Genomic DNA, 18,597 nt, shown 5'->3' with positions numbered 1-18,597 from the left:
TTACGCCTTGCTCAAGGTGATTACTGCGCCGTAGGGCGGCAGCGTGGCGGTGATGTCTTGCGCGGCCTCGATCCACACGGCGCCGTCAGGCACGCTGCGATCGATGGCCACCGGCAGCGAGGCGTCGCCAACGCGCACCGGGGCGCCGTTGGCCAGACCCAGACGCGCGGCTTCGTCCGCGTTGATGCGAGCGGCCGGCGCACGGTTCAGCGGATGTGCGTTGAGCGCGCTGGCCCGGCGCAGCACCGCGTCGCCGCGGTAGATCGGCCAGGTAGCGAGACGGGCGAGGCCGGCGGCCGGCTTGCGCGTCGCCAGTGCGTCACGTGCCGTGGCGCCACGCGCCGTGATGCCGTCACGCAGGCCGGCGAGGTCGTCGAACTCGAAGCCGGCGAGCTTCATCAAGCCACCCAGCGCACGCAGCACCTTCCAGCCCGGACGGGCTTCGCCCGGCGCCTTGGCACCGGCCTGCACCGCCTGCGCCAGCCCATCCACGTTGACCAGGGTGCCGTCGTTTTCCGGCAACAGCGCGATCGGCAGGATCACGTCCGCTACCTCGCGCAGCGCAGGGCTGGCGTAGGCGCTGAACGCCACCACTTGCTGCGCGCCACGCAGAGCGTTGAGCGCCTGCGCGCCATCGGCGAAATCGTGCGGCGGCTCCACGCCGTACAGCACATAGCCCTTGCGCGGCTGCGCCAGCATGGCCTGTGCGTCCAGCCCACCGTTGCCCGGCACCACGCCGAGCTGGCCGAGGCCGATCGCGTTCGCGCCCACCGGCAGTTCGTTGTAGCCGGCGCCGGTGGCCGTGGCGATGAAACGCGCAATCGCGCGCAGCCACGAGGCTTCCGGATGGGTGGCCGCGGCTTCGCCGAGGATCACCACCGCCCTGCCCGCCTTCAGCGCGGCGATGGCGGCATGGTCGCCCTCATCGCTGGCCGCGGCGTTGATCGCATCGGCCAGTGCGGCCGGCGCGGCGGCGCCTTCGGCCACGGCGGCGCGGGCCAGCGCCAGCAGCGCGTCGACCATGCCCTGCGGCGGCACGATCGCGGCGCCGGCCAGCTTGTAGTTGAACTCGAACGCCGCCGGGTTGACCGCGTACACCTTGGCGCCCTGCTTGGCGGCCTGGTGCAGGCGGTGATTGAGCAGCGGCATCTCGCGACGCAGGTCGGAGCCGACCAGCAACGCGGCCCGCACCTGCGACACCTCGGCCACCGGCAGGCCAAAGCTGGCGGCCACGGCGTTGTCGGCGAAGTCGAGCTGGCGCAGGCGGTGATCGACGTGGGCGCTGCCCAGGCCGCGCGCGAGGCGCAGCAGCAAGTCGGCTTCTTCGTTCGTGGTGGCCGGGTGCACCAGCACGCCCAGCTCGCTGCCCGGCACGCCCTTCAGCGCTTCGGCGGCGACGGAAAGCGCGTCTTCCCAGGTGGTCTGCTGCCACTGGCCGTTGCGCTTCACTTCCGGCCGGCCGATGCGGTCGGCAGCGTACAGGCCCTGGTGGCTGTAGCGGTCGCGGTCGGACAGCCAGCACTCGTTGATCGACTCGTTGTCGCGCGGCACCGTGCGTAGCACCTCGCCGCGGCGGGTGTGCAGCCACAGGTTGGAACCCAGCGCGTCGTGGTAACCGACCGACGGCTTGGCCACCAGCTCCCAGGCGCGCGCCTGGAACTGGAACGGCTTGTTGGTCAGCGCGCCGACCGGACAGACGTCGATGATGTTGCCCGACAGTTCGGTCTCCACCGTCTTGCCGATGTAGGTGCCGATCTGCAGGTTCTCGCCGCGGCTCATGCCGCCGAGCTCGTAGGTGCCGGCAATCTCGCTGGTGAAGCGCACGCAGCGCGTGCACTGGATGCAGCGGGTCATCTCGGTGGCGACCAGCGGCCCGATGTTCTCGTCGGCGATGGTGCGCTTGCGCTCGGTGTAGCGCGACACGCTGCGGCCGTAGCCCAGGGCCACGTCCTGCAGCTCGCACTCGCCGCCCTGGTCGCAGATCGGGCAGTCCAGCGGATGGTTGATCAGAAGGAACTCCATCACGTCCTTCTGGAACTTCAGCGCCTTGTCCGAACGCGTGGTGACCTTCATACCCTCGCCTACCGGCGTGGCGCAGGCCGGCTGCGGCTTGGGCATCGGGCGGCCGCCCATCTCCACGTCCACCAGGCACATGCGGCAGTTGGCGGCGATCGGGAGCTTGCGGTGGTAGCAGAAACGCGGGATGGCGATGCCGATGGCGTCGGCCGCCTCGATGATCATCGCGCCCTTGCGGATCTGCACGGGCTTGCCGTCGACCTCGATGTTGACGACGTCGGGGGCGGTGCTGGTGGGCTGCGCACTCATGCAGCGACTCCACGGTTGGCGGCAAGCTGGTCTTCAGTCATCGAGCGACCATGCTGCACGTAGTATTCGAATTCGTTCCAGAACTTGGCGAGGAAGCCCTGCACCGGCCACGCGGCGGCTTCGCCGAACGCGCAGATGGTGTGGCCCTCGATCTGGCCGGCGATGGCCTTCAGGCGATGCAGGTCGTCCTGCGTGCCTTTGCCTTCCACGATGCGGCTGAGCACGCGGTACATCCAGCCGGTGCCTTCGCGGCATGGCGTGCACTGGCCGCAGGACTCGGCCTTGTAGAAGCGCGCGATGCGGTGGCAGGCCTTGACCATGCAGGTGGTCTCGTCCATCACGATCACGGCACCGGAACCCAGGCCCGAACCCGCCTTCTGCAGGCAGTCGTAGTCCATGGTGCTGGCCATCATTTCCTCGGCGTTGAGCACCTTCATCGAGGAGCCGCCGGGAATCACCGCCTTCAGCCGGTTGCCGTTGCGCACGCCGCCGGCCATCTCCAGCAAGTCCTTGAACGAGGTGCCGAGGCGGATCTCGAAGTTGCCGGGATGATTGACGTGGCCGGAGACCGAGAAAATCTTCGGGCCGCCGTTGTTCGGCTTGCCGAGATTGAGGAACCAGTCCGCGCCGTTGCGCAGGATCGCCGGCACCGAGGCGTAGGTCTCGGTGTTGTTGATCGTGGTGGGCTTGCCGTACAGGCCGAAGTTGGCCGGGAACGGCGGCTTGAAGCGCGGCTGGCCCTTCTTGCCTTCCAGCGACTCCATCAAGGCGGTTTCCTCGCCGCAGATGTAGGCGCCGGCGCCGAGCGCGCCGTAAATGTCCACGTCGATGCCGGTACCCTGGATGTTCTTGCCCAGCAGGCCCGCCGCGTAGGCTTCCTTCAGCGCCTCTTCGAAATGTTCGAAGGGCTCGTGGTGGAACTCGCCGCGCAGGTAGTTGTAGGCCACGGTGGAACCGGTGGCGTAGCAGGCGATCGCCAGGCCTTCGACCACCGAGTGCGGGTTGTAGCGCAGGATGTCGCGGTCCTTCGCCGTGCCAGGCTCCGACTCGTCCGAGTTGCAGAGGATGTACTTCTGCATGCTGCCCTTCGGCATGAAGGACCACTTCAGACCGGTGGGAAAGCCCGCGCCGCCGCGGCCGCGCAGGTTGCTGTTCTTGACGATCTCGACGATCGACGCCGGGTCGGGCTTTTCGGCGAGGATCTTGCGCCACGCCTTGTAGCCGTCCACCTTCTCGTAGTTGTCCATCGCCCACGGCTTGTCGAAATGCAGCGTGGTGTAGACGACCTGGTGGTCCTGGGGTGCGGGTCCGACCGGACCGGTAGTGCTTGCCATGTCGCGCTTACTCCAGGCCGTCCAGAATCTGGTCGAGCTTCTCGGGGGTGAGCCGCTCGTGGTAGTGGCCGTTCACCGTCATCGCCGGCGCATACACGCAGGCGGCGATGCACTCTTCCTCCTGCTTGAGGTAGATGCGGCCGTCCGGGGTGCTCTCGCCGAGCTTGATGCCCAGCTTCTTCTCGCAATGCTTCACCAGGTCCTCGGCGCCGTTGAGCCAGCACGAGATGTTGGTGCAGATCGCCACGTTGTTGCGGCCCACCGGCTTGGTTTCCAGCATCGAGTAGAAGCTGGCCACCTCGTAAGCCCACACCGCGGGCAGGTCGAGGTATTTCGCCACCGCCGTGATGAGCTCGTCAGTGAGGAAGCCGTGGTTCTGTTCCTGCGCGGCAAACAGCGCCTGGATCAGCGCCGAGCGCTTGCGGTCCGGCGGGAACTTGGTCAGCCAATGGTCGATGTGATGGCGCGTGTGCTCGGTGAGCGCGACGAGCGGATCGACGTTCTTGACCTGGTCGTAATGTCCGGTGGCTTTCATGCGTTTCTCCGTCGTGCCGGCTCAGCGATCCACTTCGCCGAACACGAGGTCGTAGGTGCCGATCATCGCCACCACGTCGGGCAGCATGTGCCCGCGCACGATGGCGTCGATCGAAGACAGATGGGCAAAGCCCGGCGCGCGCAGGTGCACGCGGAACGGCTTGTTGGCGCCGTCGGAGACGAGGTAGCAGCCGAACTCGCCCTTGGGCGCCTCGACCGCGGCATAGATCTCGCCGGCCGGCACGCCGTAGCCTTCGGTGAACAGCTTGAAGTGATGGATGAGCGCTTCCATGCTCTCCTTCATCTCCTCGCGCTTCGGCGGGGCGACCTTGTAGTTGTCCACCATCACCGGGCCGGGGTTGGCCTTCAGCCACTTCACGCACTGCTTGATGATGCGGTTGGACTGGCGCATCTCCTCGACGCGCACCAGGTAGCGGTCGTAGCAGTCGCCGTTGACGCCCACCGGGATGTCGAAATCCATCTCGGCATACTTCGCGTAGGGCTGCTTCTTGCGCAGATCCCAGGCGATGCCCGAACCGCGGATCATCGCGCCGGTCATGCCCCAGGCCTGGGCCTGTTCCGGCGAAATCACGCCGATGCCCACGGTACGCTGCTTCCAGATGCGGTTGCCGGTGAGCAGGTCCTCGTACTCGTCCACCTTCTTCGGGAAGTCGTCGGTGAAGGCCTCGAGGTAATCCAGCATGGAGCCTTCGCGCCAACTGTTCAGGCGCTGCAGGTCCTTGCCCTTGTGCCAGGGCGATTCACGGTACTGCGACATCTTCCCCGGCAGGTCGCGGTAGACGCCGCCCGGACGGTAGTAGGTGGCGTGCATGCGCGCGCCCGACACCGCCTCGTAGACGTCCATCAGTTCCTCGCGCTCGCGGAACGCGTACAGGAACACCGCCATCGCGCCGAGATCGAGCGCGTTCGAGCCCACCCACATCAGGTGGTTCAGGATGCGGGTGATCTCGTCGAACATCGTGCGGATGTACTGCGCGCGCTCCGGCGCCTCGATGCCCAGCAGGCCCTCGATGGCGCGCACGTAAGCGTGCTCGTTGCACATCATCGACACGTAGTCGAGGCGGTCCATGTAGCCGATCGACTGGTTGAACGGCTTGGACTCGGCCAGCTTCTCGGTGCCGCGGTGGAGCAGGCCCACGTGCGGGTCGGCACGGACGATGGTTTCGCCGTCCATTTCCAGCACCAGGCGCAGCACGCCGTGCGCAGCGGGATGCTGCGGGCCGAAGTTCATCGTGTAGTTGCGGATTTCCTGGGCCATCGAATCAGTTCCTGCGCCAGTCGTCGGCGGCTTCGGCCTTGGCCTGCATGAGGTCGGCGTCGTCGCGGATCACGCGCGGCACAAGCACGCGCGGCACCACCGACGTCACGGGTTCGTACACCACGCGCTTCTGCTCCGGGTCGTAGCGCACCTCGACATTGCCGATCAGCGGGAAATCCTTGCGGAACGGATGTCCCACGAAGCCGTAGTCGGTGAGGATGCGGCGCAGGTCCGGGTGGCCGTCGTAGACGATGCCGTAGAGGTCGAACGACTCGCGCTCGAACCAGTTGGCGCCAGGCCAGATGCCGCAGACGGACGGCACCAGCGGCAGGCTGTCGTCCTCGCAGAACACGCGCAGGCGCAGGCGCTGGTTGTGCTCGACGGAGAGCAGGTGCATCACGGAGGCGAAACGGCGCGGATGGTTCACGTCGCGCGGGCGGTCGGCCCAGTCGAAACGGCCCATCGCCTCGCCTTCCACGCCGCGCGAGAAGCCGGTGCTGGTGACGTCGGTGGTGTCCCACTCGGTCTGGCCGTAGCCGAGGTAGTCGATGCCGCATACGTCGACCAGCTCGCTGAAGCGGAAGCCCGGCTCGTCGCGCAGCGCAGTGGCCACGGCAAGCAGGTCGGCCGCCGACAGTTCGGCAGTGGTTTCGTTGCGGACGACGCTGATCTTCAGCGTGTCGCCGAACCGCGCGGCGAGGCGCTCGGCCAGCGAGGTCTTTGGGGTATCGGTCATGATGGCTCGTGCCTCAGCCGCGGGCGATGGTGCTGGTGCGGCGGATCTTCTTCTGCAACTGCAGGATGCCGTGGATCAGGGCTTCGGCCGTGGGCGGGCAGCCCGGCACGTAGATGTCCACCGGCACGATACGGTCGCAGCCGCGCACCACGGAATAGGAATAGTGGTAGTAGCCGCCGCCGTTCGCGCAGCTGCCCATCGAGATCACCCACTTCGGCTCGGGCATCTGGTCGTAGACCTTGCGCAACGCGGGAGCCATCTTGTTGACCAGGGTGCCGGCCACGATCATCACGTCGGACTGGCGCGGCGAGGGGCGGAACACCACGCCGTAGCGGTCGAGGTCGAGGCGCGCGGCGCCGGCGTGCATCATCTCCACCGCGCAGCAGGCCAGGCCGAAGGTCATCGGCCACATCGAGCCGGTGCGTGCCCAGTTCATGAGCGCATCCACGCTGGTGGTGGCGAAGCCGCGCTGCATGACCGGGTTGTCGCCGGCCGGGCGCAGGATGTCGTCAACCACATCCAGCGGCTGCGGGTTGTGCATCACCTTGTCGATGGAGGAGATCACTCCCATTCCAGTGCTCCCTTCTTCCAGACGTAGGCGAAACCGATCACCAGCAGCAGCAGGAACAGCGCCATCTCGATCAGCGCCACGATGCCGATCTGCTTGAACACCACCGCCCAGGGGAACAGGAAGGCGATTTCCAGATCGAAGATGATGAACAGGATGGCCAGCAGGTAGTAGCGCACGTCGAAACGCGCACGGGCATCCTCGAAGGCCTCGAAGCCGCACTCATACGGCGAAAGCTTGTCCGCATCCGGCCGGTGCTTGCCGGCCAGCATGCCGATCACGAGCAGGACGATGCCAAGGCCGGCGGCCACGCCGATGAAAAGCAGTACAGGCCAGTATTCGGCAATCACGATGCAACCTACCTCCGCGCCATCGACGCATCAGTGACCGTGGGGTGACGGTCCGGCAATTCGTTTCGGCAGGCCACCAGGGCCACGGGCCTTGCGGCCACGCTCGCGTCGGGTGACAACCGCGGGCGTCCGACTCTCCACGATACGGGGGTCGTGAACCGGCGCATTGTATCAGCGCATGCCGACACCACAACAGCTTGACGCGCAGCGACAAGGCATGAAACCACTCATGCGCCACGCATCACGGCATCGTCACATCGTGTGGGTGGGGCGCTCCGAATTGAGCACGCCGGCGAGCATGTTCTCGATGCGCTGGCGCGCCACCTCGGCATCCGGCGAGTCGTTGAAATGGATGCCGATGCCGGCGGTGCGATTGCCCTGCGCACCGGGCGGGCAGATCCACACCACCTTGCCCACCACCGACAGGCGCTCGCTTTCGTCGGCCAGGCTCACCAGCAGCACCACCTCGTCGCCCAGCGCATAAGGCTGGGCGGTGGGCGCGAACAGGCCGCCATTGCGCAGGAACGGCATGTAGGCGTTGTACAGCGAGGCAGCGTCCCTGATCTTCAGCGAGATAATGCCCTGGCGGGCGGCGACGGGGTTCATGCGGGCTCCTGGACGGTGTCTCGGCCACCGGTACGGCGGCGGTTGCCATGCTAACCACCATGGCGCGGCACGCAAAGCACCGCTCTCACACTTCGCGCCAGCCCCAGTGGTCGAAGATCCACGGCGACGGCAGCGCCAGCGACAAGCGCACGAAACAGGCATCCCCTGCCCGCGCCGCCGGCCACGCCAGCTGCCAGCCGCCCTGTCCATCGCGCCGGAGCGGCGCGGCATGCCACGGCCATTGCTGCGCCAGGCCGGAGCTGCTGGCCGCGCTCAGCCGCAGGCGCGGCCACAGCAGCGGCGATGGCCGCCACGGCAAGCAGCGCACCGTGGCGGATGTCGTCGCCGGCGAGCTATGGCGCTCGGGGCGTTCGGCCAGCTGACGCATGCGTCCGCCGCTCAGGGCCAGCTGGGTGGCGTAAGCCGCCAGCGCCTGGCGCTTGGCGGCCTGTTGCGCCGGCGTACCGGTTTCCCCCGGCGACAGCGGGCCCTCGTCGCGGCCGTGGATCAAGTAGCCGAGCAGGGCTGGCGAACGGCCCCGCATGGCCAGCGCCATACGCACCAGCACGTGGGCAGCACCATGGTCGGGATGGCGATCGCCCAGCGCCGGCAGGGCAACCAGGTCGGGGGCGAAGTCGTCCAGCACCCCCGCCAGTTCGGCCAGCGCCCGCTGTCCCGGCTGCAGCAGGCGGTCGAGCACGCCCATGTCCGGCCAGCCCAGCGACCGCAATGCCGTGGCCGGTACATCCAGCCGGCGCAGCGCCTCTTCCAGTTCGGCGCGGCGACGGCGGCCCCAGCGTTCGCGTTCGGCCGCGCGGATGAACCAGCGGCGTTCCAGCCAGCGCTGCGGCCAGGGGTTGTTGTCGCCATCGGTGAGCAGCAGCACACGCACCGCGCCGCCGGCCGCGCGCACGCGCTGGATCAGCAGGCCGTTCGCGATCGTCTCGTCGTCCGGGTGCGGCGCCACCACCAGCAGGCGGGTCTGCGCCGTGAAAAGCGGCAGCGGCGACGCCTGCGGCGCGGCCGTCAGCGCCATTGCGCGAGCAATTCCAGCAGCAGCAGGTCGCCGCGCAGCGGGCCGCGCAAGGCATCGCGGGTGCGGTTGGCGGCGTCGTACCAGTGCGCCAGCGCTTCGCCATCCATGGTGCTGGCGAGCGGCGCCGCAGCCTGCACGGCCTGGGCGCGCCGCTCATCGGCCACGGCTTGCGCGGCGAACCACAGGCGCTGCGCCGCCTCGTCGTCGAGCCAGCGCCGCGCCATCTCCGTGACCTGGCCGCGGCCGGCAGCCAGCGCGGCCAGATCGCGCCGCACCTCGATACGGCGCTCCAGCGCTCCCTCCTGCGCCCAGGCCAGAGCCAGCCCGGGATTGCCCAGTGCCGCATCCAGCGCAACCTGCGCCTGCGCCACACCCTGCCCTTCCAGCCAGGTCCGCGCCTCGTCGACAGCCGGCACCGTGAACTCGATGCGCTGGCAGCGGCTGCGTATCGTCTGCGGCAAGCGCCAGGGCGCATCGGCCAGCAGGACCAGCAAGGTCTGCCCGGCCGGCTCCTCCAAGGTCTTCAGCAGCGCATTCGCCGCCGCCGCGTTCATCGCGTCGGCAGGATCGATCAAGGCCACCTGCCAGCCGCCGAACTGGCTGCTCATCGCCAGCCGCGCGGACAGCTCGCGGATCTGCTCGATCACGATCTCGGTGCGCGGCGTGCCGTCCTTGCGCAGGCCGAAGCTGAGCGTGACCACATCAGGATGCGTGCCTGCATCGAGCAGCAGACAACTGCGGCACTGTCCACAGGCCTCGCCGTCCTGCGCGCGTGCACATAGCAGGCCACGCACGAAACGCTGGGCGAACACGCGCTTGCCCAGCCCGGCCGGGCCGCACAGCAGCAAGGCATGCGGCAAGGCATCGCGCTGCCGGCGCGCCTGCAGTCGTACCCAGTCCGCCGCATGCCATGGCATCGCGCTCATACCGGCGCCCCGAACAGATGGGTAGTGGCGGCGACGGCATCGCGCAACACGGTCTCGACCGGTTGGCCGGCGTCGATCACGCGAAAGCGTTGCGGCTCGGCCGCGGCGCGCGCGCGATAAGCGTCACGCACGCGTTCGAAGAAGCCGTCGGCCTCGATCTCGATGCGGTCCGCCGCGCCGCGGCCCGCGGCGCGGGCACGGCCCGTGCTCACCGGCAGATCGAGCAGCAAGGTGAGGTCGGGCTGCAGCCCGGCGCATGCCCATTGCTCCAGCGCGGCGATGCGCTCGGCCGGCTGGCCGCGGCCGCCGCCCTGATAGGCGTAGCTGGCATCCACAAAGCGGTCGCACAGTACCCAGCGACCCGCCGCCAGCGCGGGTTCGATAGCCTCGCGCACCAACTGCGCGCGCGAGGCGAACATCAGCAGCAGTTCGCTTTCGGCGCACAGCTCGTGCCGCGCCGGATCGAGCACGATCGCGCGCACCGCCTCGCCCAATGCGGTACCGCCCGGCTCGCGGGTGAGCAGCAGGTCGACGCCACTGCTTTCCAGATGCGTGCGCAGGCCGGCCAGCAAGGTGCTCTTGCCCGCGCCTTCGCCGCCTTCCAGCGTGATGAAACGGCCGCGTCCGGTCATTGGCTGCACTTCTTCAACTGGTAGCAGGCCACGTTGCGGCTCTGCTCGGCCAACGTGTCGGCGAATACATGGGTGCCATCGCCGCGCGCCACGAAATACAGCGCGGTGCCAGGTTCGGGATGCAGCGCCGCCATGATCGCAGGCCTGCCCGGCAGTGCGATCGGTGTGGGCGGCAGGCCCGGCCGGGTATAGGTGTTGTACGGCGTGTCGGTAGTGAGGTCGACCTTGTGGATCTTGCCCTGGTAGCTCTCGCCCATGCCGTAGATCACGGTGGGATCGGTCTGCAGCAGCATGTGGGTCTCGAGGCGGCGCACGAATACGCCGGCGATCTTCGCACGCTCGTCGGCGCGGCCGGTTTCCTTCTCCACGATGGAGGCGAGGATCAGCGCCTCGTAAGGCGTGGTCAGCGGCAGGCTCTTGTCTCGCTGCGGCCACAGCTCGTCCAGCGTCTTCGCCATCGCCGCGTGCGCACGCTTGAGGATGTCGAGGTCGCTGTCGCCTTTCACGTAGGCATAGGTCTCGGGCAGGAAACGGCCTTCCGGCTGCTCGGCTGGCGCGCCGATCCGCTGCATGATCGCGGCGGTGTCGAGGCCGGCGGTTTCGTGCTTCAGCTTCTCCGCCTTGCCCAGCGCCGTGAGCAGGTCGCGGAAGGTCCAGCCGTCGACGATGGTGACATTGCGTTGCAGCACCCTGCCCGCCGCCATGTTGGCGAGCAGTTGGCGCGGAGTGATGCCGGCCGGCGTCGCGTATTCGCCAGCGTGCAAGCGGCCAGCCACCTGCATCTGCATGGCCAGCAGGCGCCAGTAAAGCGGCGAGGCGGCGCTCAGATCCTGGTTGCGCAGCTGGCGCACGATCTCCTTGAAGCTGCTGCCGCGGCCTATGTCGATGCTTTCGCCAGGCGCGGAGACATGCAGCGGCGCATCGCTGAAATGGCTGAAGTCGCGCCAGCCCCAGACCGCGGCGCCGGCCAGCGCCAGCAGCAGCACCAGGATCGTGTTGCGCCAGAATGCGCGTCCGCGCTGGGTCTTGCGATTCATGCCTGCTCCATCGGAAAGCCGAGTCCGCGCCAATGCGCCTGCATCGCGCGGGCCACCGGGCCGGGGGCAAACATCTTGGTACCCGCGGCCTGAACCGGCAGGATGCCGCGAACGCTGGAGCTAAGGAAGAGTTCGCCGGCCCCCAGGCACTCCTGCAGCGGCAGGTCGCGCACCTCGACCCGCGGCAGCGCCTCCAGCAACTCGGCACGTAACACACCGGCCACGCCGCAGCGCTCCAGCGCGGGCGTCACCGGCACACCGTCGATCACCGCGAACAGGTTGGCCGCGGTGGCCGAAATCGCGTTGCCGTGCATGTCGCACAGCAGGCCTTCGGCGATCGCCGGATCATTCCATTCGGCTCGCGCCAGCACCTGCTCCAGCCGGTTGAGGTGCTTGATGCCGGCCAGCCGTGGCTGCTCGCCGAGACGCGTCTCGCACAGCTGCAGCCGCACGCCGTCCCGAAACGCCGCAGCGTCCAGCGCCGGCATCGGGAACGCCGCCACGATGCGGGTGGCCTGCGGCGCCGCGGGCATGGCGTAGCCGCGCGCGCCCACGCCGCGGGTAAGCGTGATGCGCAATACCGCATGCGCCATGTCGCCACGCGCCGCCTGCGCCTCGCGCCATAGCAGCGCGGGATCGGGCACGGGCAGGCGCAAGCGTTCGCAGCTGTTGGTAAGCCGCTGCATATGCCGCGACCACAACGGCGCGACGGCGCCCACGAAACGGATCGTCTCGAACAAGCCGTCGCCGTACAACAGGCCGCGATCCAGCGCGGAAACGGCATCCTGCGGCTGGCCGTCGACCAGCATCATGCGTCCGCCGCCCCCAGCGCGCGCAGCAAGCCGCGCGCCTTGGCGCGCGTCTCCTCCAGCTCCCGTTCGGCCACCGAGTCGGCCACGATGCCGGCGCCTGCGCGCAGACTCACCGTGTCGCCGACCAGCGCCAGCGTGCGGATCAGGATATTGAGGTCGAGGTCGCCGTTGCGATCGAGGTAGCCCAGCGCGCCCGTGTAAGCGCCGCGCGGCGCGTCTTCCAGCGCGGCGATGATCTCCATGCAGCGCACCTTCGGGCAACCGGTGATGGTGCCGCCGGGGAACACCGCAGCGATCACCTGGCCCGGCGTCACGCCCGCGCGCAGGCGTCCGCGCACATTGGAGACGATGTGGTGCACGTGGGCGTAGCTTTCCACCGTCATCAGTTCGTCCACCTCGACCGTGCCAGGCGCGCAGACGCGCCCGAGATCGTTGCGTTCGAGGTCGATCAGCATGACGTGCTCGGCGCGCTCCTTGGGATGCGCGGCGAGCTCCCGGATGCGCGCGAGATCGTCGTCGCCCGCCGTGCGTGGGCGGGTGCCGGCGATCGGTCGCGTCTGCGCCACACCGTCGCGCACCTCCACCAGACGTTCCGGCGAGGAGCTGGCGATGGCCCAGTCGGCTTGCTGCAGCAGGCCCGCGAACGGCGCTGGGTTCGCACGGCGCAGCGCGACATGCAAAGCCGCCGGCGTCGGCGCCTGCGCATAGTGCGCATGCCACGCGCGCGACAGATTCACCTGAAAGATGTCGCCCGCCTGCAGGTGTTCATGGATGTGGGCCACGCCGTCGAGGAAGTGTTGCGGTTCGTCCTCGCTCCATCGCGCCGGTGCAGGAAGCGCGGGTATCGAAGACTGCGTCTCCAGGTCGGCCGCCAGCAGGTCGAGCAAGTGTTCGCTGCCCGTCTCGGCCACCAGCACGGTGCAACCGCGCGCATGGTCGACGATGGCCGCCGCGGGGCAACGCAAAGCCAGCCCCACCGGCAGCGTGGCATCGGCACGCAGGCGAAGCTTCGGTTCGACCTCGCCCGCGAGCTCGTAGCCCAGCAGCAATGCCCAACCGCCATGGAACGGCAGGCCGTCGTCCTCGCGCGGCAGGCGCTCGGCCTGCCATGCGGCATCCAGTGCATCGAGGAAGCGCGCACCGACGACCTCGCCCGCGGCGTTGCGGACGCCGCCGTCCGCCGTGAGTGTCAGGCTGTCCTGCGGAAACGCGAACAAGATGTCGAAACGCGCCTGCGGCGTGCCATGCAGCACGCTCTGCAGCAAGCAGGGATAGCGCCCCGGAAATGCAGCGGCCGGCGCGAGCAGATCGCGCCGGCCGTGCAGGGTTCGATGGAGTGCCACGTCAGACGCGGCGGAACGCCAGCGTGCCGTTGGTGCCGCCGAAGCCGAAGGAGTTGGAGATCACCACGTCCAGCTTGGCCTCGCGCGCGGTGTGCGGGACGAAGTCGAGGTCGCAGCCCTCGCTTGGCTCGTCGAGGTTGATCGTGGGCGGCAACACCTGGTCGCGCATCGCGAGGATGCTGAAGATCGCCTCCACGCCGCCGGCGGCGCCCAGCAGATGGCCGGTAACCGACTTGGTCGAGCTCATCGCCAACTTGTAGGCGTGGTCGCCGAACACGCGCTTGGCGGCCAGCACCTCGCCCAGGTCGCCCAGCGGCGTCGAGGTGCCGTGCGCATTGACGTACTGCACCTCGGACGGGTTGATACCGCCGTCCTTCAGCGCGTTCTCCATGCAGCGCGCCGCGCCCTCACCGCCTTCGCTGGGCGCGGTGATGTGGAAGGCGTCGCCGCTCATGCCGAAACCGACCACTTCGGCGTAGATCCGCGCGCCGCGCGCCTTGGCATGCTCGTATTCCTCCAGCATCAGCACGCCGGCGCCGTCGGACAGCACGAAGCCATCGCGGTCCTTATCCCACGGACGGCTGGCCTTGGTCGGCTCGTCGTTGCGGGTGGACATGGCCTTGGCCGAGCAGAAGCCCGCCATGGCGGTGCCGGTGGTGGCGAACTCGGCGCCGCCGGCGATCATCGCGTCGGCGTCGCCGTACTGGATCATGCGCGCCGCCAGGCCGATGTTGTGCGTGGCCGTGGTGCAGGCAGTGACGCAGGCAACGTTCGGGCCCTTGATGCCGAAGATGATCGACAGGTAGCCCGAAACCATATTGATGATCGAGCTGGGCACGAAGAACGGCGACACGCGGCGCGGGCCCTTCTCGTGCAGTTCGATCGAGGTGTCCTCGATGGTGTTGAGGCCGCCGATGCCGGCGCCCACCGCGACGCCGATGCGCGGGGCGTTGGCCTCGGTGATTTCCAGCCCGGAGTCGCGCAGCGCCTGGGTGCCCGCGGCGATGCCGTACTGGATGAAGGGATCCATCTTCTTGACGTCTTTGGGCGACACCCACTGCGTCGGATCGAAGTCCTTCACCTGGCCGGCGATGCGGGTGGCATAGGCGGTGGCATCGAAATGGGTGACCGGCACGATGCCGCTGACGCCCTTGAGGATGTTGTCCCAGGCGGTGACCAGATCGTTGCCGACCGGCGAGATGATTCCCATGCCGGTCACTACCACGCGTCGCTTGCTCATGCTGTTGTTCCTTCGTGTCTCGGAGGGCGCGGCCGTCGCGCGGCCATTCCCCGCAAATCGCGGGTGCCCGACGCCGCCACGTACCATACGGGATCGGACGTTGCAGATTGCAGAAACGAAAACTGCGCCTTGTCGGCGCAGCTTCCGGTATCGCTACGTGGGCAGCAGCGCATCGCGCCGTCCTGCCAACGCTCGATCACTCCTTGGTGTGGGCCTTGATGTAATCCACGGCCTGCTGCACGGTGGTGATCTTCTCGGCGTCTTCGTCCGGAATCTCGGTCTCGAACTCTTCCTCGAGGGCCATCACCAGCTCGACGGTGTCGAGCGAGTCGGCGCCCAGGTCGTCCACGAACGAGGCGTTCGCCGTGACTTCATCCTCTTTCACGCCCAGCTGCTCGACGACGATCTTCTTGACGCGCTCTTCGATGGTGCTCATGTTGCAAAACCTCCCACGGGGAATGTGTTGTGCGCCGGCCCGCGGCCGGCAAGACCGGCGGATTGTAGTGGCTAAGCCGCGAAGCCGCCACGCATCCGCCGCGGGTGTCGCAACGCCGGCCTCCGGCCGACGCGAAAAGACAATTGTCGCCGAAAACGCCGCCACGCGCGACAGTCCCGGCATGCGTCGCCGTATGGAAACGGCGGCGTTTGAAACTGCCGGGCCCGCTCAGGGCATGTACATGCCACCGTTGACGTGCAGCGTCTCGCCGGTGATGTAGGCCGCGGCCGGCGACGCGAGGAAGCCCACGGCCTTGGCGATGTCGCCGGCTTCGCCAAGCCGGCCCAGGGCGATCTGGTTCAACAGGCCTTCCTTCGCCGACTCCGGCAGCGCGCGGGTCATGTCGGTGTCGATGAAGCCCGGCGCCACCACGTTCACGGTGATGCCGCGCGAACCGATCTCGCGCGCCAGCGACTTGGAGAACGCAATGATGCCCGCCTTGGCCGCCGCGTAGTTGGACTGGCCGGGGTTGCCGGTGAGGCCGATCACCGAGGCGATCGAGATGATGCGGCCCTTGCGCGCCTTCATCATGCCGCGCATCACTGCCTTCGAGGTGCGGAACACCGAGCTGAGGTTGGTGTCGAGGATCGCCTGCCAGTCCGCCTCGGGCATGCGCATCAGCAACTGGTCGCGGGTGATGCCGGCATTGTTGACCAGGATGCTTACCGCGCCGAACTCCTTGGTGATGCCGTCGATCAGCGCGTCCACCGCAGCCGAGTTGGCCACGTCCAGCACGCGGCCGTGGCCGCCGTGCGGGGCCAGCCGTTCGCCGATCGCGGCGGCACCGCTTTCGCTGGTGGCCGTGCCGATCACCGTGGCGCCCATCGCGGCCAGTTCGTCCGCGATCGCCGCGCCGATGCCGCGGCTGGCGCCGGTCACCAGCGCGATCTCGCCCGTCAGTGTCTTGTCCATCGCCGTGTTCCGTGAGGATCGAAGCCGCGAACCTTACACGGAAACGGGACCGCGCTCCACGCTATCGGCAGCAGGCCGGTGCGGCCTCGACGTACTCGTCGTGGCGCCGCCACCAGATGCCGTTTGCTTCATTGCGCCCCCGGGGCGCGCGATCGAGCCACTGGTACATGCCCCACAAGGCATCCAAGCCGCGCGCAAAGGTGGAGTACGTGTGGTAAACGACGCCATCCTCGAGCACGAATGCGCTCATGCCGGGCCGTTCGCGGATGTAGGTGAAGGGGTCGGTGCCGCACATCCGTGCGAACTGCGACACCGGATGTTCGCCGCCGAATTGCGTGCTCGGGCCATCCGGTGTCTGCGGGTCCTGCGCGGCGGCCTCGCGTCGATAGTTGTACTCCGCTCCGCCTTCGCGCTGCTGCGCCTCGGTGATGCCCACCGCGAAATCGAGATTGAAGTCGCTGCCGAACGAGGAAGCCCAGGGGAAGGTCCAGCCCAGCCGCCGTTTGTACGCCTGCAACTTGGCCAGCGGCGCGCGCGACACCGACATCAGCGTCACGTCGTGATTCGCCAGATGCGCGGCGAACCCGTTGAATCCGTCCGCGATCGCCGAGCAGGACGGGCAGCCCGCCGTGTAGTCGGGGCCGAACATGAAGTGGTAGATCAGCAGCTGCGAGCGTCCCTGGAACAGGTCCGCCAGCGTGGCGCTGCCCGTGTCGGTGTCGAAGCGATAGTCCTTGTCCACCCGCACCCACGGCAGTGCCTGCCGTTGACGCGCCAGCTCGTCGCCGCGCCGGGTCAGTTCCTTTTCCGCTTCCAGCAATTCAAGCCGTGCGGCAAGCCACTCCGCGCGGGTTCCGATGGTGTGCATGGTCATGATCGATTCTCCTCATGCAATCGCATAGGTCAGGCCAAGTCGTCCGCCGTCGAGCGTCTCGGTCTTGCGCAACTCCAGTCCGCGGCGCTGTCGCACGCTCGCAAACAACGCCTTGCCCTCTCCCGCAATCAACGGGTAGACGATCAAGCGCAGTTCGTCCACGAGGCCGGCGTCGATGAGACTGGCCGTGACCCGGGCGCCGCCCATGAGATAGATGTCCTTGCCGCGTCGCTGTTTGAGCGCCGCGAGTTCGGCCGCGTCACGCAGGAACCGTGTCAGCGGCCAGTTGGCCGTGTCCAGGGTCCGCGACAGTACGTAGTGCGGCGTCCGCGCGGCAAAGCGGCCCCATTCGACCTCCGCCGGCGTCGGCAGCTTGCCGGTCATCGGCAGCGGTGCATCCGGCGTGTTCTGTATTGCGGTCCAGTACTGCTCGTAACCGGGATACATGCCGCTGCCGAGCACGCAGGCGTCGATCTGTGCGCTCAGGCCGTAGTCCTCCGACCAGGCGTCCACCCAGTCGGCATAACCCTCCGGCCCTTCCATCTTGCCGTCAGCGGAAATCTTCATGCCGGCAATCAGCTTGCGCATGACACCCTCCTGCGTTCTGCATGGGTTGAATGGTGCTGGACACGGCATTGCCCGGCACCCTGCCGGCGCGTGCCCCTTTGATACGGCGCCTCGCGACCAGGATCGTGGCCAGGCCTCCGGCCGAGCCGGTTCCCGCGACGGTCGCCCACGCCGCGACGCCGAGACAGATCGGGCACATGGTTCAGCCCGCTCCTGACAGCTGCGCCACCAGCGTGTCGAGGAAGAACGTCCAGCCCTCGGTATGCGCCATTGCCATCCGCTCGTCGGGCAGGCCTTCGTGGGTCAGGCGCACTTCGGTTTGCCGGCCGCGCGGCGTGAATTCGAGCGTGACCACCGATTCCTTGCCGCGCGTGTGCTCGCTCACCCAGGTGAACTCGAGCAGGCGCGGGCTTTCCACGCGCAGGTAACGGCCATAGTGCGGGCGGATCTGACCGGAATGCATCATGCCGAGATAGAACAAGCCATCAACGCGCGGATCGGCCACCACGTCGCCGCCTTCGGCGAGCCACGCCTTCATGCTGGCCGGGTCGGTCCAGGCGCGGAACACGCGCTCGGGCGAAGCGTCGTAGCTGCGCGGTATCTCGAGGCGAAACTCACCCATCGCCGATTCATTGCGACCCTTCATCGTCGTTCTCCGTCTGCTGATCGAGGAAAGCTCCCAGCGCATCGAGGCGCTGGTTCCAGAAGCGTTCGTATTGCGATGTCCAGCGCGCCACCTCGCGCAGCGGCGCGGCACGCAGGCGCAGGTAGTGCTCGCGGCCCTCGCGGCGGCGGCGAACCAGGCCGGCGCCCTCCAGCACCTTGACGTGCTTGGACACCGCGTTCAGCGACATCGCGAACGGCTGCGCGAGATCGGTCACGCGCAGCTCGCCCCGGGTCAGCCGCGCCACGATGCGGCGACGGGTGGGATCGGCGAGCGCGGCGAAGGCGAGATCAAGGTTCGACACGGCATTACTCATTCAACCTGTT

At 68.1% G+C, this 18,597-nt stretch carries 21 protein-coding genes; all 21 read right to left on the bottom strand.

Going from position 1 to position 18,597, the window contains the following annotated elements:
* Positions 1-2,325 (bottom strand): NADH-quinone oxidoreductase subunit NuoG, encoded by a 2,325-nt coding sequence (gene nuoG, locus ISP14_RS10970; protein WP_404539498.1) that lies wholly within the window; start codon positions 2,323-2,325, stop codon positions 1-3.
* Entirely contained in the window at positions 2,322-3,659 is a 1,338-nt protein-coding gene (gene nuoF / locus ISP14_RS10965) for an NADH-quinone oxidoreductase subunit NuoF (RefSeq protein WP_404539495.1), read from the bottom strand. The genes nuoG and nuoF overlap by 4 nt, the downstream gene beginning before the upstream one ends.
* Positions 3,660-3,666: 7 nt before the next feature.
* Complete coding sequence (gene nuoE / locus ISP14_RS10960; RefSeq protein WP_404539491.1) at positions 3,667-4,194, bottom strand: NADH-quinone oxidoreductase subunit NuoE; 528 nt, start codon at positions 4,192-4,194, stop codon at positions 3,667-3,669.
* A gap of 21 nt (positions 4,195-4,215) precedes the next feature.
* Positions 4,216-5,472 carry an NADH-quinone oxidoreductase subunit D gene (locus ISP14_RS10955; protein WP_404539489.1) on the bottom strand — a complete coding sequence of 419 codons (1,257 nt, stop codon included), beginning with the start codon at positions 5,470-5,472 and terminating at the stop codon, positions 4,216-4,218.
* A gap of 4 nt (positions 5,473-5,476) precedes the next feature.
* Positions 5,477-6,208 (bottom strand): NADH-quinone oxidoreductase subunit C, encoded by a 732-nt coding sequence (locus tag ISP14_RS10950; protein ID WP_404539485.1) that lies wholly within the window; start codon positions 6,206-6,208, stop codon positions 5,477-5,479.
* A 13-nt stretch (positions 6,209-6,221) separates the two neighbouring features.
* Positions 6,222-6,779 (bottom strand): NuoB/complex I 20 kDa subunit family protein, encoded by a 558-nt coding sequence (locus ISP14_RS10945; RefSeq protein ID WP_404539481.1) that lies wholly within the window; start codon positions 6,777-6,779, stop codon positions 6,222-6,224.
* Positions 6,770-7,126 (bottom strand): NADH-quinone oxidoreductase subunit A, encoded by a 357-nt coding sequence (locus ISP14_RS10940; RefSeq protein WP_404539478.1) that lies wholly within the window; start codon positions 7,124-7,126, stop codon positions 6,770-6,772. The genes ISP14_RS10945 and ISP14_RS10940 overlap by 10 nt, the downstream gene beginning before the upstream one ends.
* Before the next feature lie 252 nt (positions 7,127-7,378).
* Positions 7,379-7,732 (bottom strand): PilZ domain-containing protein, encoded by a 354-nt coding sequence (locus ISP14_RS10935; protein WP_404539475.1) that lies wholly within the window; start codon positions 7,730-7,732, stop codon positions 7,379-7,381.
* Between the two features lie 85 nt (positions 7,733-7,817).
* A complete protein-coding gene (locus ISP14_RS10930) occupies positions 7,818-8,768 on the bottom strand; it encodes a PIG-L deacetylase family protein (protein ID WP_404539472.1) in 951 nt (316 codons plus the stop codon).
* Positions 8,759-9,694: a DNA polymerase III subunit delta' gene (holB, locus tag ISP14_RS10925; RefSeq protein WP_404539469.1), complete on the bottom strand. Its 936-nt coding sequence runs from the start codon at positions 9,692-9,694 to the stop codon at positions 8,759-8,761. Before holB ends, ISP14_RS10930 begins: the two co-directional genes overlap by 10 nt.
* Positions 9,691-10,326 carry a dTMP kinase gene (tmk, locus tag ISP14_RS10920; protein WP_404539465.1) on the bottom strand — a complete coding sequence of 212 codons (636 nt, stop codon included), beginning with the start codon at positions 10,324-10,326 and terminating at the stop codon, positions 9,691-9,693. The genes holB and tmk overlap by 4 nt, the downstream gene beginning before the upstream one ends.
* Positions 10,323-11,363, bottom strand: coding sequence for an endolytic transglycosylase MltG (mltG, locus tag ISP14_RS10915; RefSeq protein ID WP_404539462.1), 1,041 nt, complete (start codon positions 11,361-11,363; stop codon positions 10,323-10,325). The genes tmk and mltG overlap by 4 nt, the downstream gene beginning before the upstream one ends.
* Positions 11,360-12,175 carry an aminodeoxychorismate lyase gene (gene pabC, locus ISP14_RS10910; RefSeq protein WP_404539459.1) on the bottom strand — a complete coding sequence of 272 codons (816 nt, stop codon included), beginning with the start codon at positions 12,173-12,175 and terminating at the stop codon, positions 11,360-11,362. The genes mltG and pabC overlap by 4 nt, the downstream gene beginning before the upstream one ends.
* The gene (locus ISP14_RS10905) at positions 12,172-13,518 is read right to left on the bottom strand and encodes an aminodeoxychorismate synthase component I (protein WP_404539456.1); all 1,347 of its coding nucleotides are present in this window, start codon (positions 13,516-13,518) and stop codon (positions 12,172-12,174) included. Before ISP14_RS10905 ends, pabC begins: the two co-directional genes overlap by 4 nt.
* A gap of 1 nt (position 13,519) precedes the next feature.
* Complete coding sequence (gene fabF, locus ISP14_RS10900; RefSeq protein WP_404539453.1) at positions 13,520-14,758, bottom strand: beta-ketoacyl-ACP synthase II; 1,239 nt, start codon at positions 14,756-14,758, stop codon at positions 13,520-13,522.
* A 196-nt stretch (positions 14,759-14,954) separates the two neighbouring features.
* On the bottom strand, positions 14,955-15,194 hold the full coding sequence (gene acpP / locus ISP14_RS10895) for an acyl carrier protein (protein WP_077483687.1): 240 nt from the start codon (positions 15,192-15,194) through the stop codon (positions 14,955-14,957).
* 228 nt (positions 15,195-15,422) lie between these two features.
* Positions 15,423-16,166 (bottom strand): 3-oxoacyl-ACP reductase FabG, encoded by a 744-nt coding sequence (fabG, locus tag ISP14_RS10890; RefSeq protein WP_404539449.1) that lies wholly within the window; start codon positions 16,164-16,166, stop codon positions 15,423-15,425.
* A 61-nt stretch (positions 16,167-16,227) separates the two neighbouring features.
* Positions 16,228-17,040, bottom strand: coding sequence for a DUF899 domain-containing protein (locus ISP14_RS10885; RefSeq protein WP_404539446.1), 813 nt, complete (start codon positions 17,038-17,040; stop codon positions 16,228-16,230).
* A 12-nt stretch (positions 17,041-17,052) separates the two neighbouring features.
* On the bottom strand, positions 17,053-17,628 hold the full coding sequence (locus ISP14_RS10880; RefSeq protein WP_404539443.1) for a dihydrofolate reductase family protein: 576 nt from the start codon (positions 17,626-17,628) through the stop codon (positions 17,053-17,055).
* A 181-nt stretch (positions 17,629-17,809) separates the two neighbouring features.
* On the bottom strand, positions 17,810-18,253 hold the full coding sequence (locus tag ISP14_RS10875) for an SRPBCC family protein (RefSeq protein WP_404539440.1): 444 nt from the start codon (positions 18,251-18,253) through the stop codon (positions 17,810-17,812).
* A complete protein-coding gene (locus ISP14_RS10870) occupies positions 18,237-18,575 on the bottom strand; it encodes an ArsR/SmtB family transcription factor (protein ID WP_404539437.1) in 339 nt (112 codons plus the stop codon). Before ISP14_RS10870 ends, ISP14_RS10875 begins: the two co-directional genes overlap by 17 nt.
* Between the last annotated feature and the right edge of the window lie 22 nt (positions 18,576-18,597).

It is taken from the genome of Dyella agri (genome assembly GCF_044904705.1).
Lineage (GTDB): Bacteria > Pseudomonadota > Gammaproteobacteria > Xanthomonadales > Rhodanobacteraceae > Rhodanobacter_A > Rhodanobacter_A agri.
Note: the sequence above shows the minus strand (reverse complement) of the source record. Positions and strands in the feature narration are given on the sequence as shown.